This window comes from Nitrosovibrio sp. Nv4 (assembly GCF_900215485.1).
Lineage (GTDB): Bacteria > Pseudomonadota > Gammaproteobacteria > Burkholderiales > Nitrosomonadaceae > Nitrosospira.
In genome coordinates this window covers 593,287-613,789 of sequence record NZ_OCMZ01000002.1, presented here as the reverse complement: position 1 = coordinate 613,789, position 20,503 = coordinate 593,287, and the positions used below count along the sequence as shown (strand labels likewise).

The following is a 20,503-nucleotide window of genomic DNA, read 5'->3' as shown; positions in this document are numbered from 1 at the left end:
TTCGACTTGCCAGATTTTGCAGGCGAGTCTGAGCTTGAAGTATACGGATCAGGCATACTTTCCTGTGCGTGAACGGCTCCGACTGAACCGACGGTGAAGCCAACAGTAAAGGCAAGCACTGCTATCGATCTGGCCGCGATGCTAAAAGTCGAATAATGTTTCATAGATAACTCCAATCGAAGTAAAAAGAAAGTGATGGGCGGTAAGAAATTTCCTTCCTCTTGTTGGAACTGATCTCTATTTTTTTACTTGATGCGGGATAAAAATTGGAGTAGCTCCAAAGCAATTTTAGGAATGAGAAGCTGAACGATTCTGTGCGATGGCGCACCGACCACGCGTTCCAAGAGAGGTTTGAGGGTTATATTAGTGAATGCGAGAAGCTGGAAGCCCATTTCAAATGAACAACTGAAAATCTTGCGGCTGAAATCGTCCCGAAAAGTAAGGAAATCAAGGACGAGGGATGCGTAGCGGCTTTCTCCCACGTAAAGGCACGGGAGCGGTGTAAGAGCATGATATCTTTGGCTGGCCGGTTGACTTTGGTGGATTCGACTTTGCGGATGCTGGAGAATTCGAAACTTCTACGGTATTAACGTTATAGTCGTAGAACTTAGAGGTATCGACGTGGTCGGGTATATTTACGACGGCGCAACCCCGCATAGCCCGCCGAAGTTAGAATTGCTTGACAGGCTATTATGTTGGCAGCATTACCGCATGAATGACGACTGGAATAACAAGGAACTGAAAGCTTCGGTTGAAGCTTATGTCGAGATGCAGCGCAACGAGCGCGCTGGTCAGCTCATCGTAAAGAAGCAGTACTACAACAAGCTGGCGCAGAGGTTCGGCCGAAGCGAAAAGGCATTCGAGCGCCGGATGCAAAACATTTCCTACGTGCTCTCGCTTATGGGGCGCAGCTGGCTGACAGGTGTTAGACCGGCAAAAAACGTTGATGCTGACGTGGCGGAGCAGATCGAAAAATTACTTGCGAAACTCGAGGGCCAAAAGGTGGTGACGCCGACTGCCTTCGGGATCGCTGTTCGAGAGGAAGCGCGGCAAAAGAACCTTTCCAAGCCAAACGGCAATCCCAGCCCGAAATTCAGGCGTGTAATGATTACTCAATTTCAGCGGGAGGCGGCAGTTGAAGCCTGGGTTTTACAACAAGCAGCGGGAATTTGTGAATGCTGCGAGAAACCCGCGCCGTTTAATGGCGCTGACGGCCTCCCTTATCTGGAACTGCATTATGTTCGGCAATTGGCGGAAGGTGGACCGGACACGGTGTCCAATGCGGTTGCACTTTGTCCCAATTGTCATCGCGAAATACATTACGGTATCAATGCTCAGGCATTGTCAGCCTGGTTATACGATAATGTTGCGAGGTTGATTCGAGATTAGCCAAAATGAGATTGTGTTTCACTCGACCATCTGCTGAATTCCATATAGAGGAAAGCGGCTTGTGAAGGACAGCTAAAAGCGTAGCGAAACGCTCACTAAAGCGTAGCGAAGCCGTCAAGATCCTTATCAACGATACTAATCAGAGGGAACACCAGGCGCAATTTCGGAGCAAAGGTGGTTGAAAGGGATGATGCAGGGGAATAAGCCAACTGATGGTTGCATTCATTCACGCATCATGCTGAAAACTGCATAAAAGTCTTAGTGTTCATGAAGCTAACAGATTCGAAGGACAATTGATGCTCTGGCAAGCACTGACGGCAGCACGCGATCTCGGACGTCTGCACGAGATTGCCTCGATCCTGATCCGTCACGGTTTTGGTGACATGGTACGCCGAATGGGGCTTGCCAATGTGCTGGAGACGGCTGGCCGTGCATTGCACTGGAGTGAGCCGGGAGAATTGGCTCAGCTCGAAACGCATGCCCGAGTCCGGCGAGCGCTGGAGGAAATGGGACCCACTTTCGTCAAGCTGGGCCAGATACTCGCCACGCGAGTCGATCTCTTCGATCCCGAGTGGATTGTCGAATTCAGCAAGCTCCAGGACAGCACGCCGCCTTCTCCTTATCCCGAGATCCATCGGCAGCTTACCGAAGACCTCGGTGCTCCGCCCGAAGAGGTATTTACCGCGTTCGATCCCGAGCCCCTGGCGGCGGGTTCCATAGCCCAAGTGCACCGAGCGCGCCTCGAAGATGGCAGTGAGGTCGTGGTCAAGGTGCGGCGGCCGGGCGTTCGAACAGTCGTCGAAGCTGACCTGCGTTGGCTTTCAAAGCTGGCGGAAGTCCTTGAAACGGGAAACTCCGAATTGAGCCATTTTCACTGGCAGGAAGTGGTCGGGCAGTTTACGCAGTCATTGCGACGCGAGCTTGATTTTGGAGCCGAGTGCCGGAACGCGGAACGGATCGCCGCCAATTTTGAGGCGTATTCAGATTCGGCTTTTTCACCTCGATCGCCCCATCAGTCTCATGATCATGCCACTGAAGCACTTGCGACTGGCCAGTCTTTCGCGTCTTCGGTCATTATTATTCCCAAAGTCTATTGGCGATGGACATCCGAGCGTGTGTGTGTGCAGGAATATATCGATGGTATCCCCGGTCGTGACCTTGTTGCTGTTGATCGGGCTGGCCTTGATCGCAAGGTTCTTGCCCGCCGCGGCGTGGCCGCAGTCATTAAGATGATCACTATCGATGGATTCTTCCACGCTGATCCCCATCCCGGAAACGTATTTTATCTCTCCGACAACCGCATCGCTTTTATCGATTTTGGAATGGTCGGGAGACTTACCGAGGATCGGCGCCACCAGTTGATCCTGCTTTTATTGGGGCTCGTGGAGCAGGAAGCCCCGCGTGTAACAGATGTGCTACTCGGCTGGACTGGCGATGCGGAAGTAAACGAAAGGAGGCTGACGGCGGAAATCCAGACGTTCGTCGATCAGTATGTAGGCGTACCGCTAAAACAAATCAAGCTTGGCGACATGCTCGCCGATCTTGTGGGCATCCTGCGCGGACATCGGCTTCATTTGCCCTCCGATCTTGCGCTCTTCTTCAAAGCCTTTATTTCGCTCGAAGGCATGGGGCGGGAGCTCGATCCAAATCTTGATATTGCCGGGGAGGCGCTGCCCCTGCTGGGCGATGCTCTGCGCGCCCATTATGCGCCGTCCGTTGTTACCAAACGAGGCTTGCGAGTCGCGTCTGATCTGACGAGTCTGGTTGCGGACTTGCCTCGCGACCTTTCCAAATTGGTGCGAGCTGCGCGGCAAGGCAAGCTGGATCTTCACATTGAACTTGCGCAACTCAAATATTTGGGCGATCAACTGGGTGGCGCGGCCAATCGGCTGGTGATTGGCATTGTCGTCGCGGCCATTATCGTCGGCTCATCCATTATCATGACCGTGTCGGGTGGACCCACTTTGTTGGGACTGCCGTTGTTCGGGCTGATCGGCTATTTATGCGCAACGGTCGGAGGGGTATGGCTGATGCTTTCCATTTCGCGCAGCAATAAAGCTGATCGGCAAAAAAAGCCTTGAACAGGGCTTCCCGGGCCCCGTTTCGTGGAGTTGGTCATCCTGAACGGCTGAGCCGGTCCCTGTGATGATTCCATTGAGTCTGCACATTTTTATTGCGAGAATATACGATATGATTTACCCTCGAATTTGATTTGTAGCGGTGTAGTAGTAACGTGGTAGTGCGGGCTGAGCCAGAGGACCTGTCAATGTAATTTTCATTCGCCTCATTTTGCTGATTTCTCTTACCTAAGGATATCCAATGACAAAAAAAATTAACTTGTTGATAGCGGGGGTTTTGAGTTCCATAGCATCGGTTTCTGCATACGCAGCCCCAGTCGCTGCACCGGGAACAGAAGGTTTGCCGATTTTTGCAAGTGCAACTGATCCAGTAGTGGCGACCTACCAGGGAAATTCCGATGGCACCGTCTATAGTAATGATCTCTATCTCATGCTGAACGCATCGGGACAAGCGGGTAATGATGGAGATCTGTCCAACGACCTGCTGCTATTTAATAGTCTTGCTTCTTCGGTGGGCGAAACTAAAAGCCTGGGGCCTTTCGCCAGCGGAACGGATCTGATGTTTCGTTTACATGTCACCAATACCGGCCATGATTTTTTTACCGGGCCCGCCTCAAGCAACCCGGATGGGCAATTTCATGCAAGGGTTGAGCAGAATTGGCTTCCGAATACAACCCTGATCAGCTTCGAAGATTTGCACGATACAGTGGGGAATTCCAGTGTTTTCAATGACCTGAGTTTTTCCTTGACCAACACTACCACCATTGCAGCCGCGGTCCCGGAACCTGAGGCTTATGCGATGATGTTAGCGGGCCTTGGGTTGGTAAGTGTCGTAATCAGGCGCCGTAAAAAGGCGTGATGTTTTGACAAATCGCGGCGCCGTGGCGACGGGGGCGTAGCAGTCCCTCGGGTTCAGGAAAACCGGCGCCGCGTTGCTTGCTTACCTTGGCAAACTTTTCCTTGGGTAAGCAGGCTACGCCACGCGCGCCTGTCTGTTAACCTTGTACCCCTTGTGAAAACTTGCGATCAACGCAGATTTTGCGGCGCGTGTGTGCGATGGCCTTTTGTGGAAGATCTATTCAGGGCCTTTAAGCTCACGCGCGATATCTTGCAGCGCCTTTCGAAAGTCCGGGTCCAGCAAATGACGGATTTTTAACTCGACAATGAGTTGATTGTCATTCCTCGTCCTGCTCCAGGACTCCATCTGCAAGCTTTTCTCTATTGCTTCCGCACGCTTGGTATCGGAAAGATAGAAAAAATCACAGCAACACTTCCGCCCGGAATCTGAAGCAGGAGGAGTTCGACAGGATACGCAAGCGGCGAAGATCGCGGGCGAGGGGGTGGCGAAGGGCTTGAATCCAAGGTTCACCGTATTTATAGCCGAGTATTCATTGGCCGGTTTTACGCCGGTAATCAATGTTGCATAGCTTTTGTTCGCGCTGTTATTCTCGCTTTTATCGGGAACCTGGCCGAGCGTCGCGGCGCAAATCCTTATTTGCAGAAGGAGCGTTTGCAATCCATAGCCGCGCCACTCTTTCTTGACATAACACATCCCCAGTTCTTTCTCGGTCGGGTCTGCGAGATCAAAAGCGCCTGCACCGGCCATGAAATTCCCGACAGCGTTTTCGACAATAAAAAAGAGCCCATTCTCGACGGCTGCCTTGAACTGGTCATAAGGCCGCGATAGGAGATTCGCTGATTCTTCCAGCGGCAAATTCCGGATTGCTTCGCTGTATTCAGCCAAAATGCGCTCCACATCGGCAAGGCCAGCCGCTCGGACAGTTGCACGGGTTATCGTCAGCATGTTCTCCCTCCTATCTCGCTCCTGTTCAGACTGTTTTACGGTGTTAAGTTCCATCTCTGTTTTTTTGCATCTGATTTGAATGCTTGCTGCATATCTCTGGCACCACCCACGGCCACCTGCCATTTGTATCTGTCCCGCACGTATTTGTCCCCCCACGGTCGCTCCATCTGATGCGAAGAGGTTTGTTCGTCGTAGATGGATAGCGCTATATAGGGACGGCTTGCCGAAAATCAATCCACGATACAGCGAGCGATTCGGTGACTTAATGAATAATCAATTCCAGTTATTGATATAACGAGTTGACACACTGAATAAACTCGACTATAAATAATTCCATTATGCAAATAATATTGCTTGTAGAGATATCACAACTGGAGGAAGTTGAGTAATGGTTACCATAGAGCAGTATCGGCAGATTTGCGCGGAATGGAATGGCGATTCAGCGGAATTCTCATGGCTTGTCGAGCACGGCGACATTGCAGGCGTCTCTCAACGGGCTATCGCGGATGAATTCGAATTTGCTCCGTCAACGGTTTCCCGATGGGCGGCAGGCGAAGCGCTTCCTCACAAGCGCATCCAGAAACTGGTGATTGGGGTTCTGGAGAAAAAGGCCCGGCGGCTCGAAAATGCTGCCGCCAATGCGATTCCATTACCCCGGAAAATTGCAGGTCATGAACAGTCTCTTCCGCAGAGCTAAAATCACTGAATTATGGGAAAGGTAATTAAGCGAGTTGCTTGCACGCATACATGAATGCACACGAAATCAACTTCGATGGGTTGGTCGGACCGACCCATAACTACAGCGGATTAGCGGTGGGAAACATCGCCGCGGCGGAAAATGCACTGACTGACTCCAACCCTCGGGAAGCGGCGCTTCAGGGCTTGGCGAAAATGAAGCATCTTTTCGATCTGGGCATCAGACAAGGCGTATTGCCACCGCAGGACCGCCCGGCGGTTGGCATACTCAGGAAGCTGGGATTTTCCGGTAATGATGCTTCCGTCATCGGTCAGTGCGCCAAGGCCGCGCCTGGGCTGCTTCGGGCATGCTGCTCGGCCTCCAGCATGTGGGTCGCAAATGCTGCTACGGTTTCACCGGGCGCGGATACAGAGAACGGCAAGGTGCACATTACCCCTGCCAATCTACCCTCGCAAGTTCATCGAAGCATCGAGCCGCCCGCCACCGCCGCGATTTTGAAGCGGGTTTTCTGCGATGAGCGATACTTCGAACACCATGATCCTCTGCCGCCGAATCTGTATTTTGCCGATGAGGGGGCAGCCAATCATATGCGCTTATGTTCAGATCATGGCGAAACCGGTTTGGAGATTTTCGTATTCGGTCGTTCCGCGAATGTAGCCAACGATGCGAAACCGCTGAAGTTTCCCGCGCGCCAATCGCTGGAAGCGAGTGAGGCGATTTCCAGACTCCACCGGATCAGACAGGGAAAAACGCTTTTCGTACAACAAAATCCGGCTGCCATTGATGCCGGCGCATTTCACAATGACGTGCTTGCGGTGGCGAATTGCAACGTGCTGCTCTATCACGAGGCGGCATTCCGCGATTGGCGGGAGATGGAAGAAAGAATAACAAGGAGTTGCGATTATCCGATTCATTTCATAAGGGCCGGGGAATCGGATATCGCCCTTGCCGAGGCAGTAAGCACTTATTTGTTTAACAGTCAGTTAATCAGTCTTTCCTATGGGGGAATGATGATCCTGGCGCCTTCCGAATGTCAGGAATCGGACTTGGCAAGGGCCTTTCTTGAACGCATCATTCAGGACACGGCCAATCCCATTACCTCGGTGGAATACGTGAATCTGCGCCAAAGCATGAAAAACGGCGGCGGACCGGCTTGCCTGCGGTTGCGCGTCGTACTTACCGAACCGGAATTCCAATCAGTAAGAGAGGGTAGCAGGGTTATTCTCGATCAGGATCTCTACAATGCGCTTAAAGGGTGGATTGAGAAACATTATCGTGAACGTATCTCGCCATCGGATTTGGCCGATCCGTTACTCCTGCGGGAGAGCCGCGCTGCACTGGAGGAGCTCACGAACATACTGGCGATGGGGTCCGTATATGACTTTCAGAAGCAATAATCTGATGTCGTAACCTGGAGTTGTACTTTACGGAAGGTTAGGGGCTGTTTTTTCGCCCAACTGACGCAGTTCAACAATGAATGGTTCATCCGGAGAGGAATTTATGGCAATTACACTTAATCACACTATTGTGCCTTCCCATGACAAGGTTGAATCCGCAAAATTCTATTCCAGAATATTCGGTTTCGAGTACGTCGGCGAGTTTTCCCATTTCACGGTGGTAAAGGTAAACGATACGCTTTCTCTTGATTTCGATAACAGAGAAAAATTCGACTCCCTTCACTATGCATTCAAAGTAACGGAACAGGAATTCGACGAGGTATTCGAGCGGCTGAAAGTGGAAAATATCAAATACGGCAGCGGTCCCTTCAACCCTGATAACATGAGCATCAACCATAACGACGGCGGGCGAGGCGTCTATTTTCGCGATCCCAGCGGGCACCTTCTGGAAATGCTGACCGTGGATTATAAAATGCCATAACGGGCATAAGTAGATGGGGAAGCTTTACCCGGTGGCATCTTGCAAAAGCATAGATGGGATCGTGATAGTGTGAACGACTAGGCCAATTGCCGATGTATTGGGTAGCCACAACCGTGACGATTTATGCTTTCATATGATATCTGGATAATTGTTATGTTTCAGGAAAACAATTTATTCCAACGGCAAGCTCATGAAAAATAGCCGATGGATTGCGGCCGTGTTCACGATCACGGCGCTCATTGGCTGCAGCAGCGTGCCGGAAAGGGGTGCGCCAAAGATCGTGTATCTGCCTGGCGCAAAGGTGGACCTGGATAATACCGAGCTCGTGAAGGAAACCCTGTATCAGCAATATAACCAATGGAAAAATACGAAATACCGGATGGGCGGATTAAGCAGAAATGGTATTGATTGTTCCGGTTTTGTTCACGTCACATTCAAAACCAGGCTCGGCATGGTACTGCCGCGATCGACCGAGTTCCAGGCGCAGCTGGGCGAGACCATAGCGAAAGATCAGTTACGGGCAGGCGATCTGGTTTTTTTCAAGACCGGCATGACGGGGAGGCATGTAGGCGTATATCTGGAGGATGGCAGATTTCTCCATGCCTCAACCAGACAAGGCGTTACCATTTCCGGATTGAATGAAAGCTACTGGAAGTCCGCCTATTGGAAGGCCAAGCGGCTCGATATGTGATGTTTTACCTCTTCTGAAATATCCATAGTCGGGTTGTGCTGGGCAAACCCGAGCCTTTTCTTTTTTCTCTAATTACGAAGGGACTTGATGTACCGATCGGGATTTCGCTTGGTCGAGTAGCTCTTTATCCTTATCGGCGCCAACACCGGCCAAATCCTCTGCTACAGATTTTTGTTTAAATTCTGAATCGGGTTTTTGTTCCAGAGATTCTATAGAGGAAATTGCATACTTGCCCTGAATAAGTGCCTTGAAGGAGCTGAGAATGCCAATGAGAATGCACGAGTCATTATAGGTAAAAGAGATGAGTTCAAAGGATCGTTGAGCGATTTTGATTATTTACTTAACGGCAATATCGAAAATTTAAAAAACAAAATTAAAAAGAAAGAGCCCAATGATTCTTTGTTTAGTGAAATTAAAATAATAAATAAGATATGGGATGAGGAAAAAGTTAGGATATTTAACAACGTGGTAGATAAAATTCTCATCGATCTCGGAAGGCGAAAAAGCTAATTGGGAATGTCAATAAAAAATCTTAAACGTTGGACTATCCTCCGGCCGGGTCTTGCGATGATCGTAAATCCGGGTCGTGGCAATATTCGCATGCCCCAGCCACTCCTCCACCGGCCATTGTCGGCCCCGTGCTCGAGTGCAGGGGTTGCACTAGATCATCTTTTTTCAATTCCCGTTTATGAATGATAAAGGACGTTATCAACTGTAAATGGAGCAAGAAAATCCTACCTTTCCCCTAGCTTGTTTTCTCCTTAAGTGAAATATGAATATACAGTTCCACGACATGGTCGAGAGTAGTAGGAATGTGATCGAGGAGCAGAATTCGCAGCCAGCTGCCGCATGCATCTGGAAATAAACAGCTACGAAAGAGACAAAAACTTGTTTTTTCAGAAGCATCTGGAAAACGCCAAGATGCCGGGTGTTATTCAGATCGATCCGGCGCTGCATCCTGATCATCCGCCGTATCTGGAAATCTCAACGACTGAGGGAATCCTGTCAGCGGCACAAATGAACGTGATCGAATTTCACACCTGGAACGCCACCAAAAACGCTATCGGCAAACCCGACAGAATGACGTTCGACCTCGATCCAGGAGAAGGGCTTGAATGGGAGCATATGCAGCAAGCAGCGCAGCTCGTGCGCGTGTTTCTCAATGAATTGGGGTTGAAGTCCTTCCTCAAGACCAGCGGAGGAAAGGGTTTGCATGTCGTTGTTCCGCTCAAGAGATTGCGGGACTGGGATACGGTAAAGGACTTCTCCCAGGCTATCGTCGTGCACCTGGCCAAGACGATACCCCAACGTTTTGTCGCGAAGAGCGGACCGAGCAACCGGAGGGGAAAAATCTTTATCGATTACCTGCGCAACGGCTTTGGCGCCACGACCATATGCGCCTGGTCAGCTCGTGCTCGCCCTGGCCTGGGGGTATCTGTGCCGCTGGCATGGGAAGAGCTGCCCGGCCTGACAAGTGCAGCTCGCTGGAACGCCTCCAACGTTCAAGACCGGCTGGAGAAAGGAAATACTCCCTGGTCAGACTATGAAGCATCAAGGCAGTCGATAGTGCCGGCCATGAGAACGTTGGGGTTCAGGCCGTAAGTCCTGATCTTTAAGGTCTGACCGTAATCCTAATAACCGCATTTCACGTCAGAATGCATGACGTCTTCGGGGGTTGCTCGAATCGTCCGCACATAAATAGAAATTTGTCTTTGACAGCTTGAGTTCCATCACCTAATTTGAAGCAATGGATGCTAAACGAACCTTTGCCAAAGGAGATACGATGATACTTAACCATTGCTTCAAAGTCCGCAGCTTTATCCTCGCCGCAGCCTTGGTTACTAGTCTTGGCCCAGTTAATCATGCAAATGCCCAATTTCGTCCATATCTCGTGGACCTCAACATCAGGACCATAACTCCCTTTGATGCTCTAGGCGGTGATTACAACGTGGCTTATGACATAAACAATCTGGGGCAGGTGGTGCTAATATCTCTCACGGATGGAGGGGACACCCATGCTTTCATCACTGGCCCCGATGGGGAAGGCATAAGGGAACTTGACGCTTTAGCTTATGCTCTCGGCATCAACGATGCCGGGCAAGTGGTAGGGGGCTCTAGTCCGGCTGGAGGCTTTCACTACCATGCGTTCATCACCGGTCCCGATGGGATGGGCATGAGGGACCTTGGTACTTTAGGGGGGGAATTCAGCATGGCTCACGCCATCAACGATGCTGGCCAGGTGATGGGAATTTCGCAAATTTCAACGGGGGGTCAGCACATGTTTGTCACCGGTCCCAATGGGATGGGTATGAGGGACCTTGGCATTTTTGGTGATAGGGGGGACATCAACGACGCGGGGCAGGTGGTGGGAAGGTCTTATACAGCGGAAGGCGGGCACCGTGCATTTATCACTGGTCCTGATGCAATGGGCATGAGGGACCCTGGCACGTTAGGCGGCGATGACAGCGGCGCTTTCGGCATCAACGATGCCGGGCAGGTGGTGGGCTATTCTGACACGGCAACAGGAGAGAGCCATGCTTTCATCACCGGCCCTGATGGGTTGGGCATGAGGGACCTTGGCACTTTAGGCGGGGATGACAGTTGGGCCTTGGGCATCAACGATGCTGGGCAGGTGGTGGGCCATTCTGACACGGCAACAGGAGAGAGCCATGCCTTCATCACCGGTCCCGATGGGGAAGGCATGATGGACCTCAATTCACTGGTTGATCTGCCGGACGGGGTTTTCCTAAGTAACGCAACGGACATTAATAACGCCGGGCAGGCCCTCGTTATCGCAGTCCCGGAGCCGGAGATCCCTGCGCTCCTTCTTGCGGGCCTGGCCCTGATCGGGTTTATGGGGCGACGCAAGAAGACCATTAGTACTGATGTTTGAGGTCTGCCATTAAGATGAGGCCGACTCATGGCCTTATCTTAATAAACGACATTTCACTTCAGGCCGCCTGTTGCTCTCGCTCAATTCCACATTTGCTGATAGGACCTACCTATTACCGGTAGCTTTTTTCGTTGGGTTTTGCCATTTTGGGATTTCCAATAGATCCGTCTATTCATCCTGATGATCTATGTAGGACTCGCTCGCTATGGGTTTTAACAATTCCCTGCTGTTGTTAGAAGGATCGGCCCGGTTCACGGCTCTATCCACCCTCCACCCAAGTGAAGGCGTCGCTAGGCAAAGAACGTGATTGCGCTATATGCGCCGCTTCCTCAACTGGTGTATCTACATCCAGCCAGCGCCACGCATCCTCCGGTGCTAGCACCACGGGCCTTCGATCGTGAATATCGACCATGCCGCCGCCGCTGTCCTCCGTGACGATCACAAATCCGACTTCAACGTTTTGCTGAATATATGGCTTGAAGTTCGTTATCCCTGCCATGAAAATCGGCTCGACATCCTTCCGTTTTATATACCGAGGCTGTTTTTGGCCGTTTTCAAGCGTCCATTCGAACCATCCACCTCCGGGAATAATTACTCGCCCTTCGCGAAACATGTGCCGGAAGTAGCGCCCGGTTAAAGCCTTCTCGATCCGAGCGTTTATCCACGGTTTTTTCTTTGCAGCAGCTTCTTCGGGAGTCCGATAGCCCCAGGTATGGCCGATAAAATCCAGTCTACGATCGTGTAGCATTATCATCCAGGGGCACAGGCCAGGCGCGATGTTATACATAGCAATATGGTCGCCACCGGTCCAGTCCAGATCATTGCTCATGTCTGCGCCTAACGCACGCGCGTAATGCTTACGAGTCCCAGATTGCTCAAATCGTCCGCACATAAATAGAAATAGAGGTCAGCTTTGACAGCCTGAATTCCATCACCTACTTTGAAGCAATGGATTGCTAAACCCACTCTTGCTGGAGGATACCATGACACTCAGCCATTGCTTCAAAGTCCGCAACCTCATTCTGAGCACATTCCTGATTAGCTTCCTAGGTCTCGGTACTAATGCCAGTGCCCAAGTTGACTTCTTTTTCATCGACCTCAACAGCAGGACAGCAACCTCCCTTGATTATTTCATCTTCCCGGAGGACATCAACGATGCGGGGCAGGTGGTAGGAGAGTTTGAAACGGCTGAAGGCACTGACCATGCTTTCATCACCGGCCCTGATGGCATGGGGATGAGAAGCCTTGGCACGTTAGGTGGTCATTGGAGCGGGGCTGCTGGCATCAACGATGTGGGGCAGATAGCGGGTACTTCTACCACTGCTGAAGGGTATCAATATGCCTTCATCACCGGCCCTGATGGCATGGAGATGAGAAGCGTTGGCACGTTAGGTGGTCGTTGGATCAGGGCTGCTGGCATCAACGATGTGGGGCAGATAGCGGGTATTTCTACCACTGCTGAAGGGTATCAACATGCCTTCATCACCGGCCCTGATGGCATGGGGATGAGAAGCCTTGGCACGTTGGGCGTTCACGGCGCTATTGAGGGTATTAACAATGCCGGGCAGGTAGCGGGTACTTCTATCACTGCTGAAGGGTATCAACATGCCTTCATCACCGGCGCTGATGGCATGGGGATGAGAGACCTTGGCACCTTAGGCGGAGATTATAGCTACGCCTGGGGCATCAACGATGCCGGGCAGGTGGTGGGAGAGTCTTCTACGGCCTCTGGAGAGGGACACGCTTTCATCACCGGTCCTGATGGTATGGGGATGAGGAATCTGGACAGCTTAGTTGATAATTACGACGGCTCCCGGGCTCTTGGCATCAATGATGCCGGGCAGGTTGTGGGAGCAGCCTACCTCCCATCAGGTCACAGTAGAGCGTTTATCACCGGCCCGAATGGGGAAGGCATGACAGACCTTAATTCGCTAGTTGACCTGTGGGAGTGGACGAGGATGGTTCTAGTTGATGCCAGACACATCAATAACAATGGACAAGTCATTGCTTTAGGAGTTTTAGCTGTTCCCGAACCCAAAACCTATGCCTTGATGCTCGCTGGGTTGGGTTTGATCGGGTTCATCGGGTGGCGCAAGAAGGCCATGAGTGCTGATATTTGAGGTCTGCCCTTAAGATAAGGCCGGCTCGTGGCCTTATCTTAATAAACGACATTTCACGTTGGGCCGCCTATTGCTCTCGCTTCCCTTCTACTAGGCCCATGATGTAATGGTGCGCCTTGCTCGCCTGACTTGCGGCGGTGAATATGGCCCGCTTGTCGTTCTTTAGCACTCTCAACCATGCTTCGATGTAACCTGCGTGCTGCGGAAAAGCCCAAGTCCGCGTTTAGAAAAGCACTTCCCAGCTCGGCAATCAATTCCTCAAAAGCATAAGCTTCCGTCCCGAAGCGCCCGGAAAAATCCCGTGCCAGCCGGTGACTTGCGCCAGTCCCAATGCGTTAACTCATGCAGGGCCACGCTGTAGAACTCTATCTCAGATGAAAAACATTTGCGCTCCGGCATGTGGATTTGGTCGGTCGAAGGGCGATAAAACGCCTTGTCGCCCTCTTCCCGAATAACCGCGCCAGATTGCGTCAGAACATTTTCCGCAGCCTCTATCTGCTGGAATTCGTCGAGCTTCGCATCTGCCTGTGGCGCCTCGATGCCGTCTATCTGGTCAAGATTGAACAGCCGGAAGGGACGAATGACGCGCACTGTTTCAGTCGTCTCGTTGCCCTCGTCCTTTTTCTTCGACTCGCGCTCGACTGTCCCAAAAAAGATGCACTCCACGCTCTTTTCGCCCTTGCGGACTTGGCCACCCATTTCCGCGGCTTGTTTGTAGGTCAGCCATCTGTCGCTTGCATAGCCGTTTTTCATTGCATCAGCCCAGAGCAAAAGCACATTCACGCCCTGATAGGCTATGCCAGTCTTATGGTTGCAGGGTACGCCGTGACCTGTTCGAGTCCACGCTATCCGGCTTGTCATGCCTGCTTCCATGGTGGCAATGATCGAATCCGTGACTTGGGCATATAAATCCTTTTTCTTTGAAGCGGCGGAATTCATGGTTTCTCCTCGCGGTTGGGTTAAAAACTGATCCTCTCGCTCGGACTCTCCTCGCCTCGCCCTGGGGGCGACGGGAGTGGGGATAGCCCTTGCCCTCACGGGCAAGGGTTGGGAATGGGCGGGGTTGGATGACGGGCAAATGCAGGGCCGATGTATCTGGCCCCGCATGAAATGTTTATCCCCCCACAAGTCCCCCTCGCAGAGATTGGGGGCGCTTGTGGGGAGATTCAATGTGGGGATGAGCAGGGCCTGGGCCGTCAGGGATGGCATTCAAGTGAGCTGCGGCCGCAAGCAACGCTTGAGGATCAGAGGCCATGACAGGCAAAGCGCACCGCGTAGCGGCTGGCGTGGCCTGTGACAGCAGGAAGCGAGATACAGGGGAAATTTTCGCGGACCAGGCTGTGAAAAAACTCGCCTTACACATTCTCGGCGACAGGAAAGCTTGAAGGGATTTGGAAAGAATGCTGGTTATGAGAAGAATGGCCGCAAGGTGTTGAGCAGCATGTGTACACCTGGATATTGGTGTCGCGTCAGTGTAATAACTGCAAAAGCTTTTTCAAAGCCTGATATGCGAAAAGGACTACAGATATGGAATTTGTCTTTGACAGCTTGAGTTCCATCACCTAATTTTAAACAATAGATGCTGAACGCTACTTTGCCGGGGGATACCATGACACTCAGCCTTTGCTTCAAAGTCCGCGGCCTGATCCTTGCCGCGGCCCTGATTAGCGGTTTCGGCCTCGTTACCCATGCTACCGCACAAGAAGGACGTCCATACCTTGTTGATCTTAACACCAGGACAGTAACTGACCTCGGGTTAGGCAGGGGTATCAGTGAAACTTATGGCATCAACGATGCCGGGCAGGTGGTAGGAGGGTTTGAAACGGCTGAAGGCACTGACCATGCTTTCATCACCGGCCCTGACGGAATGGGGGTGAGGGATCTTGGCACTTTAGGGGGACATGAGAGCCATGCGCTTGACGTAAATGATGCGGGTCAGGTGGTGGGATGGTCTACCACGGGTGGTAGACCTTTCCATGCTTTCATTACTGGCCCAGATGGAGTGGGGATGAGAGATCTTGGCACGCTCGCCGGTCACGGGGGTGACAGCAGTGCTCGTGGCATCAACGATGTGGGGCAGGTGGTGGGATGGTCTACCACGACTGAAACACCTCCACATGCCTTCATCACCGGCCTTGATGGGAGGGGGATGAGGGACCTTGGTCATTTGGGCGGGGGGGTTAGCGATGCTTATGACATCAACGATGCCGGGCAGGTGGTGGGATGGTCTACCACGGGTGAAGGGGAAAGGGATTCACATGCCTTCATTACTGGGCCAGATGGAATGGAGATGAGGGACCTGGGCACGTTAGGCGGGGAAGTTAGTTTTGCTCATGGCATCAACGATGCCGGACAGGTGGTGGGATCGTCTGAGACTGGTATAGGCTCTACTACCCATGCTTTCATTACTGGGCCAGATGGAATGGAGATGAGGGACCTGGGCACGTTAGGCGGGGGGTTTAGCTTTGCTTATGACATCAACGATGCCGGTCGGGTGGTAGGGTTATCTGACACGTTTGAGGGCGGCTCCCAAGCCTTTATCACCGGTCCGGATGGGATGGGATGGGCATGATCGATCTCAATTCGCTGGTGGATCTCCCGCAGGGGCTTTCCCTTAGCGCGGCTTACGGAATTAACAATGCGGGGCAGGTCATCGCTATCGCGGTCCCGGAGCCTGAAACCTATGCCATGCTGCTTGCTGGGTTGGCGTTGGTTGGGTTCACGGCGCGGCGGAAGAAGGCAGAAGTCCGAATTTAGCGTCAATCAAAAGTTCAAGCGCTACTAGCGCTTTCGGGTCATGACTCGCGTCCTGTTTTTTCACAGCCTGGGACGCGAAATCTTTATGAGGAGGTTTGCAAAAGGGATCGTAACCGGATGGCCGGGACTAACGGCCCGGTGTGCGAAGCACATAGAGCCCGCCCCGCGGACAGCATGGAGGCGGGTTTGCCAAAGAGCTAATGGAAGGGAATCAGGTCAACAAGAGATATCCACCGAGACTCATAAGGACCACCACCACTGGCCACATCATCAAACCGTCTTCGGTGAAGAAGACCGCATGTATCACTCCAATTATGAGTATCAACAGCATCATCGAGCTTACGAAAGCTGTGCCATCATTATCCATCCCCAGCCGAAGAAGTCGAGCCATGGCGTCGTCAGTCATCGTTTTGAGGTCCACCGGAGGCATCCATACCTATTCTCGCCAAATGTATCGATTATTATACTTTCAGTTAGCTTAATGCACTTTCCAAGGTTTCATCATCTATGGGATTTTAGAAACCCGCCGGTACTTCCCCGACAGGCGCAATTTTCCCCCCTCCCGCATCCACACGGCAATATCAATCCCTCCCCCTTGATCCGTATCTGGCAACAGACGGTCGCACTGTTCCGCTACCAGGTGCAAGCAAAACGGGGAATCGGAATCAATCCTCAAAAAGCAATTCAAGGGCCGCGGACACAATCACATGTTCTCCGGTTACTCACCTCAGGCAGCATCGTACTTAAGTCCAATTGCTTGTTCAGCTATAGACCTTAGAATTGAAGCCATGAATAGACCCATGTGCTCCAATTGCTCCTCATGAAAAGACTGCTATTTGTATTGATGGCGGCGCTTGTCAGTATTTTTGCAGCATCCATTGCATATGCGCAAAGCGAAACACCGATACCTCGAAGCGTGCAGGGCGATAAGGGAAAGTACTATCTGCTGGAATCAAAGAAGTCGGGGAATATTGTTCGGGTCCTGCATAAACGAATCGGCCTTGAATCAGTGGGCTTCACGAGAACCGAGACAAACTGCAAGACTCGCCAGATGCGCGAGATTGGCTACGGCGAAGGTACAGCACAAAACATAAAGATAAGGCCAACCGAATGGTTTGAACTTGTTCCTGGCTCCAGCAGAAGCGATCTCGCGCACTTTATCTGCGAGTGGTAGGACACATTTAACCCTTCACTTGCGCCGAAAATCCCAGGGAGGGATAAGCGCCGGATCGCGCCACAGCCCAACCCCGCTATGACTCGCGGCTTCTTCCGCCTCGGCATATAGAATACGGTCGGTCGGCTGCTGATCCCTGGCATAGTGCTTGTAATGCCACGCCAGCCCTGCCCTGATCTGCTCAAGGTTTGCATCCACCCTGTCCACCAGCACTTTTCCCAGGATACGCTGATAGCGGTCGCGCTTATCCCACTGCACTGTCACGTCCCGGCCAAAGGCCAGCTCTGCCAGATGCTGTTTTGACACAGTGCCGAACGCCTGTTTTCTCAGACAAGGCCAAAACCTCCATCGGAGTCATATTGCACACCGATAAAGACTACGTGTATCAGCAAGACAGGGACGGCAAGCGAGTGATCCGGCATGCACTTGACGCTTTCGACGTCGCACCCCCTACGGAGCGATGAAAAGCATATCGTATGAGGACGATAGGGCAATAGCAGTTACAGCTTCTGAAAAGCTCAGCCGCGGAATAAAACGCTAGGCTGATTAATTGTAGTAGTTGAGATTTGATCCGACCCTGGTTGTCAGATTCAAGCTGCTGCTTTCGATACAAAACAGTCCGTCGTCGCTACTGCTCAGTGTTTGTGAAACCAGGAGTAGATGCCTTCCGCTGGATAGGCCGTTCGGTTCATATGTTTTTCCCTAATTTGATCTAAACTAAGTTGTGAGAAATGGTGGCTGGGGGGCCGGGCAGTTATCTTTGACCCAGGGGACCGCCCTGTCGGCGCGCTTTTGAAAAATCAGCAAAAGCCCCGAATCTTTAAAAACCCTCTGTCAACGGAGAGAAATCATGAAAATTACCCATAGCTCTACAATCCATGGCTTGATTCTGACCGCAGCCCTGAGTACCGGGCTTGGTTTTGTTTCCCCTGTCTCCGCACAACAGCACCATGCATTCATCGTGGACTCCAATGGCAAAGGACTGACCGATCTCGGGTCGCTGGGTGGAGGTTCCAGTTTCGCCATTGGCATCAACGACGCCGGGCAGGTGGTGGGGGCGTACCTCACGGCCGGAGGTTATTTCCATGCCTTTATCACCGGCCCCAATGGCGTTGGCATGACCGATCTCGGGACGCTAGATGGAGTTGGAGTAGCTGGCGGTAACAGTGAAGCCACTGGCATCAACGACGCCGGGCAGGTGGTGGGGTCGTCCACCACGGATTTTGCTCAGCACGCTTTTATCACCGGCCCCAATGGCGTGGGCATGACCGATCTCGGCACACTGGGGCGAGATTTCAGTTTCGCCACTGGCATCAACGACGCCGGGCAGGTGGTGGGGTACTCCGACACGGCCACAGGTGCTCGGCACGCTTTTATCACCGGCCCCAATGGCGTGGGCATGACCGATCTCGGCACACTGGGTGGAGGTTTCAGTTTCGCCATTGGCATCAACGACGCCGGGCAGGTCGTGGGGTCCTCCGGCACGGGTCCAGATAACCATGCTTTTATCACCGGCCCCAATGGCGTGGGCATGACCGATCTCGGCACACTGGGGGGAGATCCCAGTTTAGCCTTTGGCATCAACGACGCCGGGCAGGTGGTGGGGATCTCCTACACGGCCACAGGTGATCAGCACGCTTTTATCACCGGCCCCAATGGCGTGGGCATGACCGACCTCGGCACACTGGGGGGAGATTTCAGTCAGGCCTATGGCATCAATGACGCCGGGCAGGTGGTGGGGTGGTCCACCACGGCCACAGGTGATCAGTACGCTTTTATCACCGGCCCCAATGGCGTGGGCATGACCGACTTAAACTCGTTGGTGAGTCTGCCAGATGGAGTTGTTCTAACGGGTGCCCGAGGAATCAATAACCTGGGGCAAGTCGCAGTCACGGGCCTTATCCCCGAACCCGAAACCTATGCCATGCTGTTGGCCGGTCTGGGCCTGCTAGGCTTTATCGTGCGCCGCCGCCAGACTGCTTAAGCAGAGTTTGAGCCACAAAGGGACAGACGCGCCCCTTGTGGCGTATTCGTTTTTCGCGCCTGAGGGCCGCTTCCCGGCACTTGGCAGCAGTTCGAATCAGACATTGTTTGTCCAATCAAATCCGAACTGATACAGATTAATTCCCCGCCGCCACCCAAAGTACAATGGCGGCGGCGGCAAGCGTCAGAACCGACGCGAGCAGGTTAAGGTTATTTAGACGCTGCCATCTTTGACCCCCCGCTGCTAACCGGTCCATTGCCGCATCGGTTTCCTCCCTAATCGTGGTAGTGATCATATCTCGCATCGAGGCCACGGTGCTGTTGAGGGTCTTGTTCGCCTGATTGCTGGCTTCATTTCCCCACCGCTGCGCGATGGTTTCCAGCTCTTTGCGGAACTCCTGGAGCATGCCTTCCTGGGCCTGCTTGCTCGTAGTCATGAGCTGTTTGTTGATCGTGTATAGCATCAGTATGGGATCATCGCGGCTAAGCATGATGTTGTGCTTGACCGCAACCTCTTTGATGATCTCATCGATGCCCTCAAGATCTGTTGTCATAGCAACACTTCGGCCTCGTCAAGCTCACTGTAGAGTTTATCGCGTACTATCTTCAGCCGCTGGCGCGTCATGATGGTGAGTGATTCCATGGCCAGCGCTTCATCGAATGTCATCCGTTTTTGCAGCATATCGCTCAGATCGCGGCCATACGTTTGCTCTTTGAGTGCCGGTATCTGAACAATGGCGGACACCCGCTCCTTGTAAAGCACGTCTGGCACCACATTCCGCAATGCTCCCAAGGTAAGTGAAGTCCTGCGTCGTTGCTCAAACGCAGACACAAAAGCGGACGTCTCGCAGTGCTCTAATAGCGACAAGTAATCAAAAAATATCGTGGGATGATATTATTCGGACAGGAAGTATAAAGAGTATAAAGAATTTCTGAATAACCTTCTCTGGAGCTAGTGCGACAGACTCCGGACTTTCAGAGGTTTCCATTCCGCCTGAAATTCTGCCTGATCTTCGAAGCCGTCATCTATCGGAATTGG

23 protein-coding genes and 1 pseudogene are annotated in these 20,503 nt (G+C 52.3%); 16 read left to right on the top strand and 8 right to left on the bottom strand.

Going from position 1 to position 20,503, the window contains the following annotated elements; translation table 11 throughout:
* Positions 1–711 precede the first annotated feature (711 nt).
* From CRO05_RS11020 to CRO05_RS11010, 3 genes are all read left to right on the top strand, one after another.
* A complete protein-coding gene (locus tag CRO05_RS11020; protein WP_097067232.1) occupies positions 712–1,389 on the top strand; it encodes an HNH endonuclease in 678 nt (225 codons plus the stop codon).
* 296 nt (positions 1,390–1,685) lie between these two features.
* Positions 1,686–3,470: an AarF/ABC1/UbiB kinase family protein gene (locus CRO05_RS11015; protein ID WP_097067231.1), complete on the top strand. Its 1,785-nt coding sequence runs from the start codon at positions 1,686–1,688 to the stop codon at positions 3,468–3,470.
* 238 nt (positions 3,471–3,708) lie between these two features.
* Complete coding sequence (locus CRO05_RS11010) at positions 3,709–4,326, top strand: PEP-CTERM sorting domain-containing protein (protein ID WP_097067230.1); 618 nt, start codon at positions 3,709–3,711, stop codon at positions 4,324–4,326.
* 216 nt (positions 4,327–4,542) lie between these two features.
* Here the strand turns inward: CRO05_RS11010 and CRO05_RS11005 are convergent, their stop codons facing one another.
* Positions 4,543–5,271 (bottom strand): hypothetical protein, encoded by a 729-nt coding sequence (locus CRO05_RS11005; protein ID WP_097067229.1) that lies wholly within the window; start codon positions 5,269–5,271, stop codon positions 4,543–4,545.
* A 388-nt stretch (positions 5,272–5,659) separates the two neighbouring features.
* Here CRO05_RS11005 and CRO05_RS11000 point away from each other — a divergent pair, with 388 nt between their 5' ends.
* The 7 genes from CRO05_RS11000 (at position 5,660) to CRO05_RS10965 (ending at position 11,430) form a co-directional block, all read left to right on the top strand.
* Positions 5,660–5,968 (top strand): hypothetical protein, encoded by a 309-nt coding sequence (locus tag CRO05_RS11000; RefSeq protein ID WP_097067228.1) that lies wholly within the window; start codon positions 5,660–5,662, stop codon positions 5,966–5,968.
* A gap of 50 nt (positions 5,969–6,018) precedes the next feature.
* Positions 6,019–7,365: an N-succinylarginine dihydrolase gene (gene astB, locus CRO05_RS10995; protein WP_097067227.1), complete on the top strand. Its 1,347-nt coding sequence runs from the start codon at positions 6,019–6,021 to the stop codon at positions 7,363–7,365.
* Positions 7,366–7,468: 103 nt separating this feature from the next.
* Positions 7,469–7,846: a VOC family protein gene (locus CRO05_RS10990; RefSeq protein WP_097067937.1), complete on the top strand. Its 378-nt coding sequence runs from the start codon at positions 7,469–7,471 to the stop codon at positions 7,844–7,846.
* Positions 7,847–8,036: 190 nt separating this feature from the next.
* Complete coding sequence (locus CRO05_RS10985) at positions 8,037–8,537, top strand: NlpC/P60 family protein (protein ID WP_097067226.1); 501 nt, start codon at positions 8,037–8,039, stop codon at positions 8,535–8,537.
* Between the two features lie 195 nt (positions 8,538–8,732).
* Positions 8,733–9,047, top strand: coding sequence for a hypothetical protein (locus CRO05_RS10980; protein WP_097067225.1), 315 nt, complete (start codon positions 8,733–8,735; stop codon positions 9,045–9,047).
* Between the two features lie 339 nt (positions 9,048–9,386).
* Positions 9,387–10,139, top strand: coding sequence for a non-homologous end-joining DNA ligase (ligD, locus tag CRO05_RS10970; protein WP_097067224.1), 753 nt, complete (start codon positions 9,387–9,389; stop codon positions 10,137–10,139).
* A 181-nt stretch (positions 10,140–10,320) separates the two neighbouring features.
* Positions 10,321–11,430 (top strand): HAF repeat-containing PEP-CTERM protein, encoded by a 1,110-nt coding sequence (locus tag CRO05_RS10965; protein WP_097067223.1) that lies wholly within the window; start codon positions 10,321–10,323, stop codon positions 11,428–11,430.
* 259 nt (positions 11,431–11,689) lie between these two features.
* On the opposite strand, the gene CRO05_RS10960 is transcribed toward CRO05_RS10965, so the two are convergent.
* On the bottom strand, positions 11,690–12,322 hold the full coding sequence (locus CRO05_RS10960) for an SOS response-associated peptidase family protein (protein ID WP_097067222.1): 633 nt from the start codon (positions 12,320–12,322) through the stop codon (positions 11,690–11,692).
* Positions 12,323–12,413: 91 nt separating this feature from the next.
* Here CRO05_RS10960 and CRO05_RS10955 point away from each other — a divergent pair, with 91 nt between their 5' ends.
* Complete coding sequence (locus tag CRO05_RS10955; RefSeq protein WP_097067221.1) at positions 12,414–13,550, top strand: HAF repeat-containing PEP-CTERM protein; 1,137 nt, start codon at positions 12,414–12,416, stop codon at positions 13,548–13,550.
* A gap of 67 nt (positions 13,551–13,617) precedes the next feature.
* Here the strand turns inward: CRO05_RS10955 and CRO05_RS16150 are convergent.
* Both CRO05_RS16150 and CRO05_RS10950 read right to left on the bottom strand, forming a co-directional pair.
* A pseudogene (locus CRO05_RS16150) lies at positions 13,618–13,858 on the bottom strand (zincin-like metallopeptidase domain-containing protein).
* Positions 13,809–14,489: an ArdC family protein gene (locus CRO05_RS10950; protein ID WP_200814376.1), complete on the bottom strand. Its 681-nt coding sequence runs from the start codon at positions 14,487–14,489 to the stop codon at positions 13,809–13,811. Before CRO05_RS10950 ends, CRO05_RS16150 begins: the two are co-directional and overlap by 50 nt.
* A 314-nt stretch (positions 14,490–14,803) precedes the next feature.
* Between CRO05_RS10950 and CRO05_RS16030 the strand changes: the two genes are divergently transcribed.
* The 3 genes from CRO05_RS16030 (at position 14,804) to CRO05_RS15890 (ending at position 16,307) form a co-directional block, all read left to right on the top strand.
* The gene (locus CRO05_RS16030; RefSeq protein ID WP_255405889.1) at positions 14,804–14,935 is read left to right on the top strand and encodes a hypothetical protein; all 132 of its coding nucleotides are present in this window, start codon (positions 14,804–14,806) and stop codon (positions 14,933–14,935) included.
* 224 nt (positions 14,936–15,159) lie between these two features.
* The gene (locus tag CRO05_RS10945; protein WP_159462728.1) at positions 15,160–16,122 is read left to right on the top strand and encodes an HAF repeat-containing protein; all 963 of its coding nucleotides are present in this window, start codon (positions 15,160–15,162) and stop codon (positions 16,120–16,122) included.
* Positions 16,119–16,307, top strand: coding sequence for an FxDxF family PEP-CTERM protein (locus CRO05_RS15890; protein WP_235001402.1), 189 nt, complete (start codon positions 16,119–16,121; stop codon positions 16,305–16,307). The genes CRO05_RS10945 and CRO05_RS15890 overlap by 4 nt, the downstream gene beginning before the upstream one ends.
* 211 nt (positions 16,308–16,518) lie before the next feature.
* On the opposite strand, the gene CRO05_RS10940 is transcribed toward CRO05_RS15890, so the two are convergent.
* Positions 16,519–16,698 carry a hypothetical protein gene (locus CRO05_RS10940; RefSeq protein WP_143860920.1) on the bottom strand — a complete coding sequence of 60 codons (180 nt, stop codon included), beginning with the start codon at positions 16,696–16,698 and terminating at the stop codon, positions 16,519–16,521.
* Between the two features lie 429 nt (positions 16,699–17,127).
* Between CRO05_RS10940 and CRO05_RS10935 the strand changes: the two genes are divergently transcribed.
* Positions 17,128–17,481 carry a hypothetical protein gene (locus tag CRO05_RS10935; protein WP_200814375.1) on the top strand — a complete coding sequence of 118 codons (354 nt, stop codon included), beginning with the start codon at positions 17,128–17,130 and terminating at the stop codon, positions 17,479–17,481.
* Positions 17,482–17,496: 15 nt separating this feature from the next.
* On the opposite strand, the gene CRO05_RS10930 is transcribed toward CRO05_RS10935, so the two are convergent.
* Positions 17,497–17,811 carry a thermonuclease family protein gene (locus tag CRO05_RS10930; RefSeq protein ID WP_097067219.1) on the bottom strand — a complete coding sequence of 105 codons (315 nt, stop codon included), beginning with the start codon at positions 17,809–17,811 and terminating at the stop codon, positions 17,497–17,499.
* 520 nt (positions 17,812–18,331) lie between these two features.
* Between CRO05_RS10930 and CRO05_RS10925 the strand changes: the two genes are divergently transcribed.
* Positions 18,332–19,465 (top strand): HAF repeat-containing PEP-CTERM protein, encoded by a 1,134-nt coding sequence (locus CRO05_RS10925; RefSeq protein WP_097067218.1) that lies wholly within the window; start codon positions 18,332–18,334, stop codon positions 19,463–19,465.
* Between the two features lie 136 nt (positions 19,466–19,601).
* Here CRO05_RS10925 and CRO05_RS10920 read toward each other — a convergent pair whose 3' ends face one another.
* Positions 19,602–20,018 (bottom strand): conjugal transfer protein TraM, encoded by a 417-nt coding sequence (locus CRO05_RS10920; protein WP_097067217.1) that lies wholly within the window; start codon positions 20,016–20,018, stop codon positions 19,602–19,604.
* Positions 20,015–20,296: a hypothetical protein gene (locus tag CRO05_RS10915; protein ID WP_235001401.1), complete on the bottom strand. Its 282-nt coding sequence runs from the start codon at positions 20,294–20,296 to the stop codon at positions 20,015–20,017. Before CRO05_RS10915 ends, CRO05_RS10920 begins: the two co-directional genes overlap by 4 nt.
* Positions 20,297–20,503: the final 207 nt, after the last annotated feature.

What these genes read in the sequence shown, in the direction of transcription:
- CRO05_RS11005 (WP_097067229.1), bottom strand. Translation starts at nt 5,271, where the DNA reads ATGCTGACGATAACCCGTGCAACTGTCCGAGCGGCTGGCCTTGCCGAT.
- CRO05_RS10960 (WP_097067222.1), bottom strand. Translation starts at nt 12,322, where the DNA reads ATGTGCGGACGATTTGAGCAATCTGGGACTCGTAAGCATTACGCGCGT.
- CRO05_RS11010 (WP_097067230.1), top strand. Translation starts at nt 3,709, where the DNA reads ATGACAAAAAAAATTAACTTGTTGATAGCGGGGGTTTTGAGTTCCATA.
- CRO05_RS11015 (WP_097067231.1), top strand. Translation starts at nt 1,686, where the DNA reads ATGCTCTGGCAAGCACTGACGGCAGCACGCGATCTCGGACGTCTGCAC.
- CRO05_RS11020 (WP_097067232.1), top strand. Translation starts at nt 712, where the DNA reads ATGAATGACGACTGGAATAACAAGGAACTGAAAGCTTCGGTTGAAGCT.
- CRO05_RS11000 (WP_097067228.1), top strand. Translation starts at nt 5,660, where the DNA reads ATGGTTACCATAGAGCAGTATCGGCAGATTTGCGCGGAATGGAATGGC.
- CRO05_RS10950 (WP_200814376.1), bottom strand. Translation starts at nt 14,489, where the DNA reads ATGAATTCCGCCGCTTCAAAGAAAAAGGATTTATATGCCCAAGTCACG.
- CRO05_RS10985 (WP_097067226.1), top strand. Translation starts at nt 8,037, where the DNA reads ATGAAAAATAGCCGATGGATTGCGGCCGTGTTCACGATCACGGCGCTC.
- CRO05_RS15890 (WP_235001402.1), top strand. Translation starts at nt 16,119, where the DNA reads ATGATCGATCTCAATTCGCTGGTGGATCTCCCGCAGGGGCTTTCCCTT.
- CRO05_RS10920 (WP_097067217.1), bottom strand. Translation starts at nt 20,018, where the DNA reads ATGACAACAGATCTTGAGGGCATCGATGAGATCATCAAAGAGGTTGCG.
- CRO05_RS10965 (WP_097067223.1), top strand. Translation starts at nt 10,321, where the DNA reads ATGATACTTAACCATTGCTTCAAAGTCCGCAGCTTTATCCTCGCCGCA.
- astB (WP_097067227.1), top strand. Translation starts at nt 6,019, where the DNA reads ATGAATGCACACGAAATCAACTTCGATGGGTTGGTCGGACCGACCCAT.
- CRO05_RS10990 (WP_097067937.1), top strand. Translation starts at nt 7,469, where the DNA reads ATGGCAATTACACTTAATCACACTATTGTGCCTTCCCATGACAAGGTT.
- CRO05_RS10940 (WP_143860920.1), bottom strand. Translation starts at nt 16,698, where the DNA reads ATGGCTCGACTTCTTCGGCTGGGGATGGATAATGATGGCACAGCTTTC.
- CRO05_RS10935 (WP_200814375.1), top strand. Translation starts at nt 17,128, where the DNA reads ATGAAAAGACTGCTATTTGTATTGATGGCGGCGCTTGTCAGTATTTTT.
- CRO05_RS10955 (WP_097067221.1), top strand. Translation starts at nt 12,414, where the DNA reads ATGACACTCAGCCATTGCTTCAAAGTCCGCAACCTCATTCTGAGCACA.
- CRO05_RS10925 (WP_097067218.1), top strand. Translation starts at nt 18,332, where the DNA reads ATGAAAATTACCCATAGCTCTACAATCCATGGCTTGATTCTGACCGCA.
- ligD (WP_097067224.1), top strand. Translation starts at nt 9,387, where the DNA reads ATGCATCTGGAAATAAACAGCTACGAAAGAGACAAAAACTTGTTTTTT.
- CRO05_RS16030 (WP_255405889.1), top strand. Translation starts at nt 14,804, where the DNA reads ATGACAGGCAAAGCGCACCGCGTAGCGGCTGGCGTGGCCTGTGACAGC.
- CRO05_RS10945 (WP_159462728.1), top strand. Translation starts at nt 15,160, where the DNA reads ATGACACTCAGCCTTTGCTTCAAAGTCCGCGGCCTGATCCTTGCCGCG.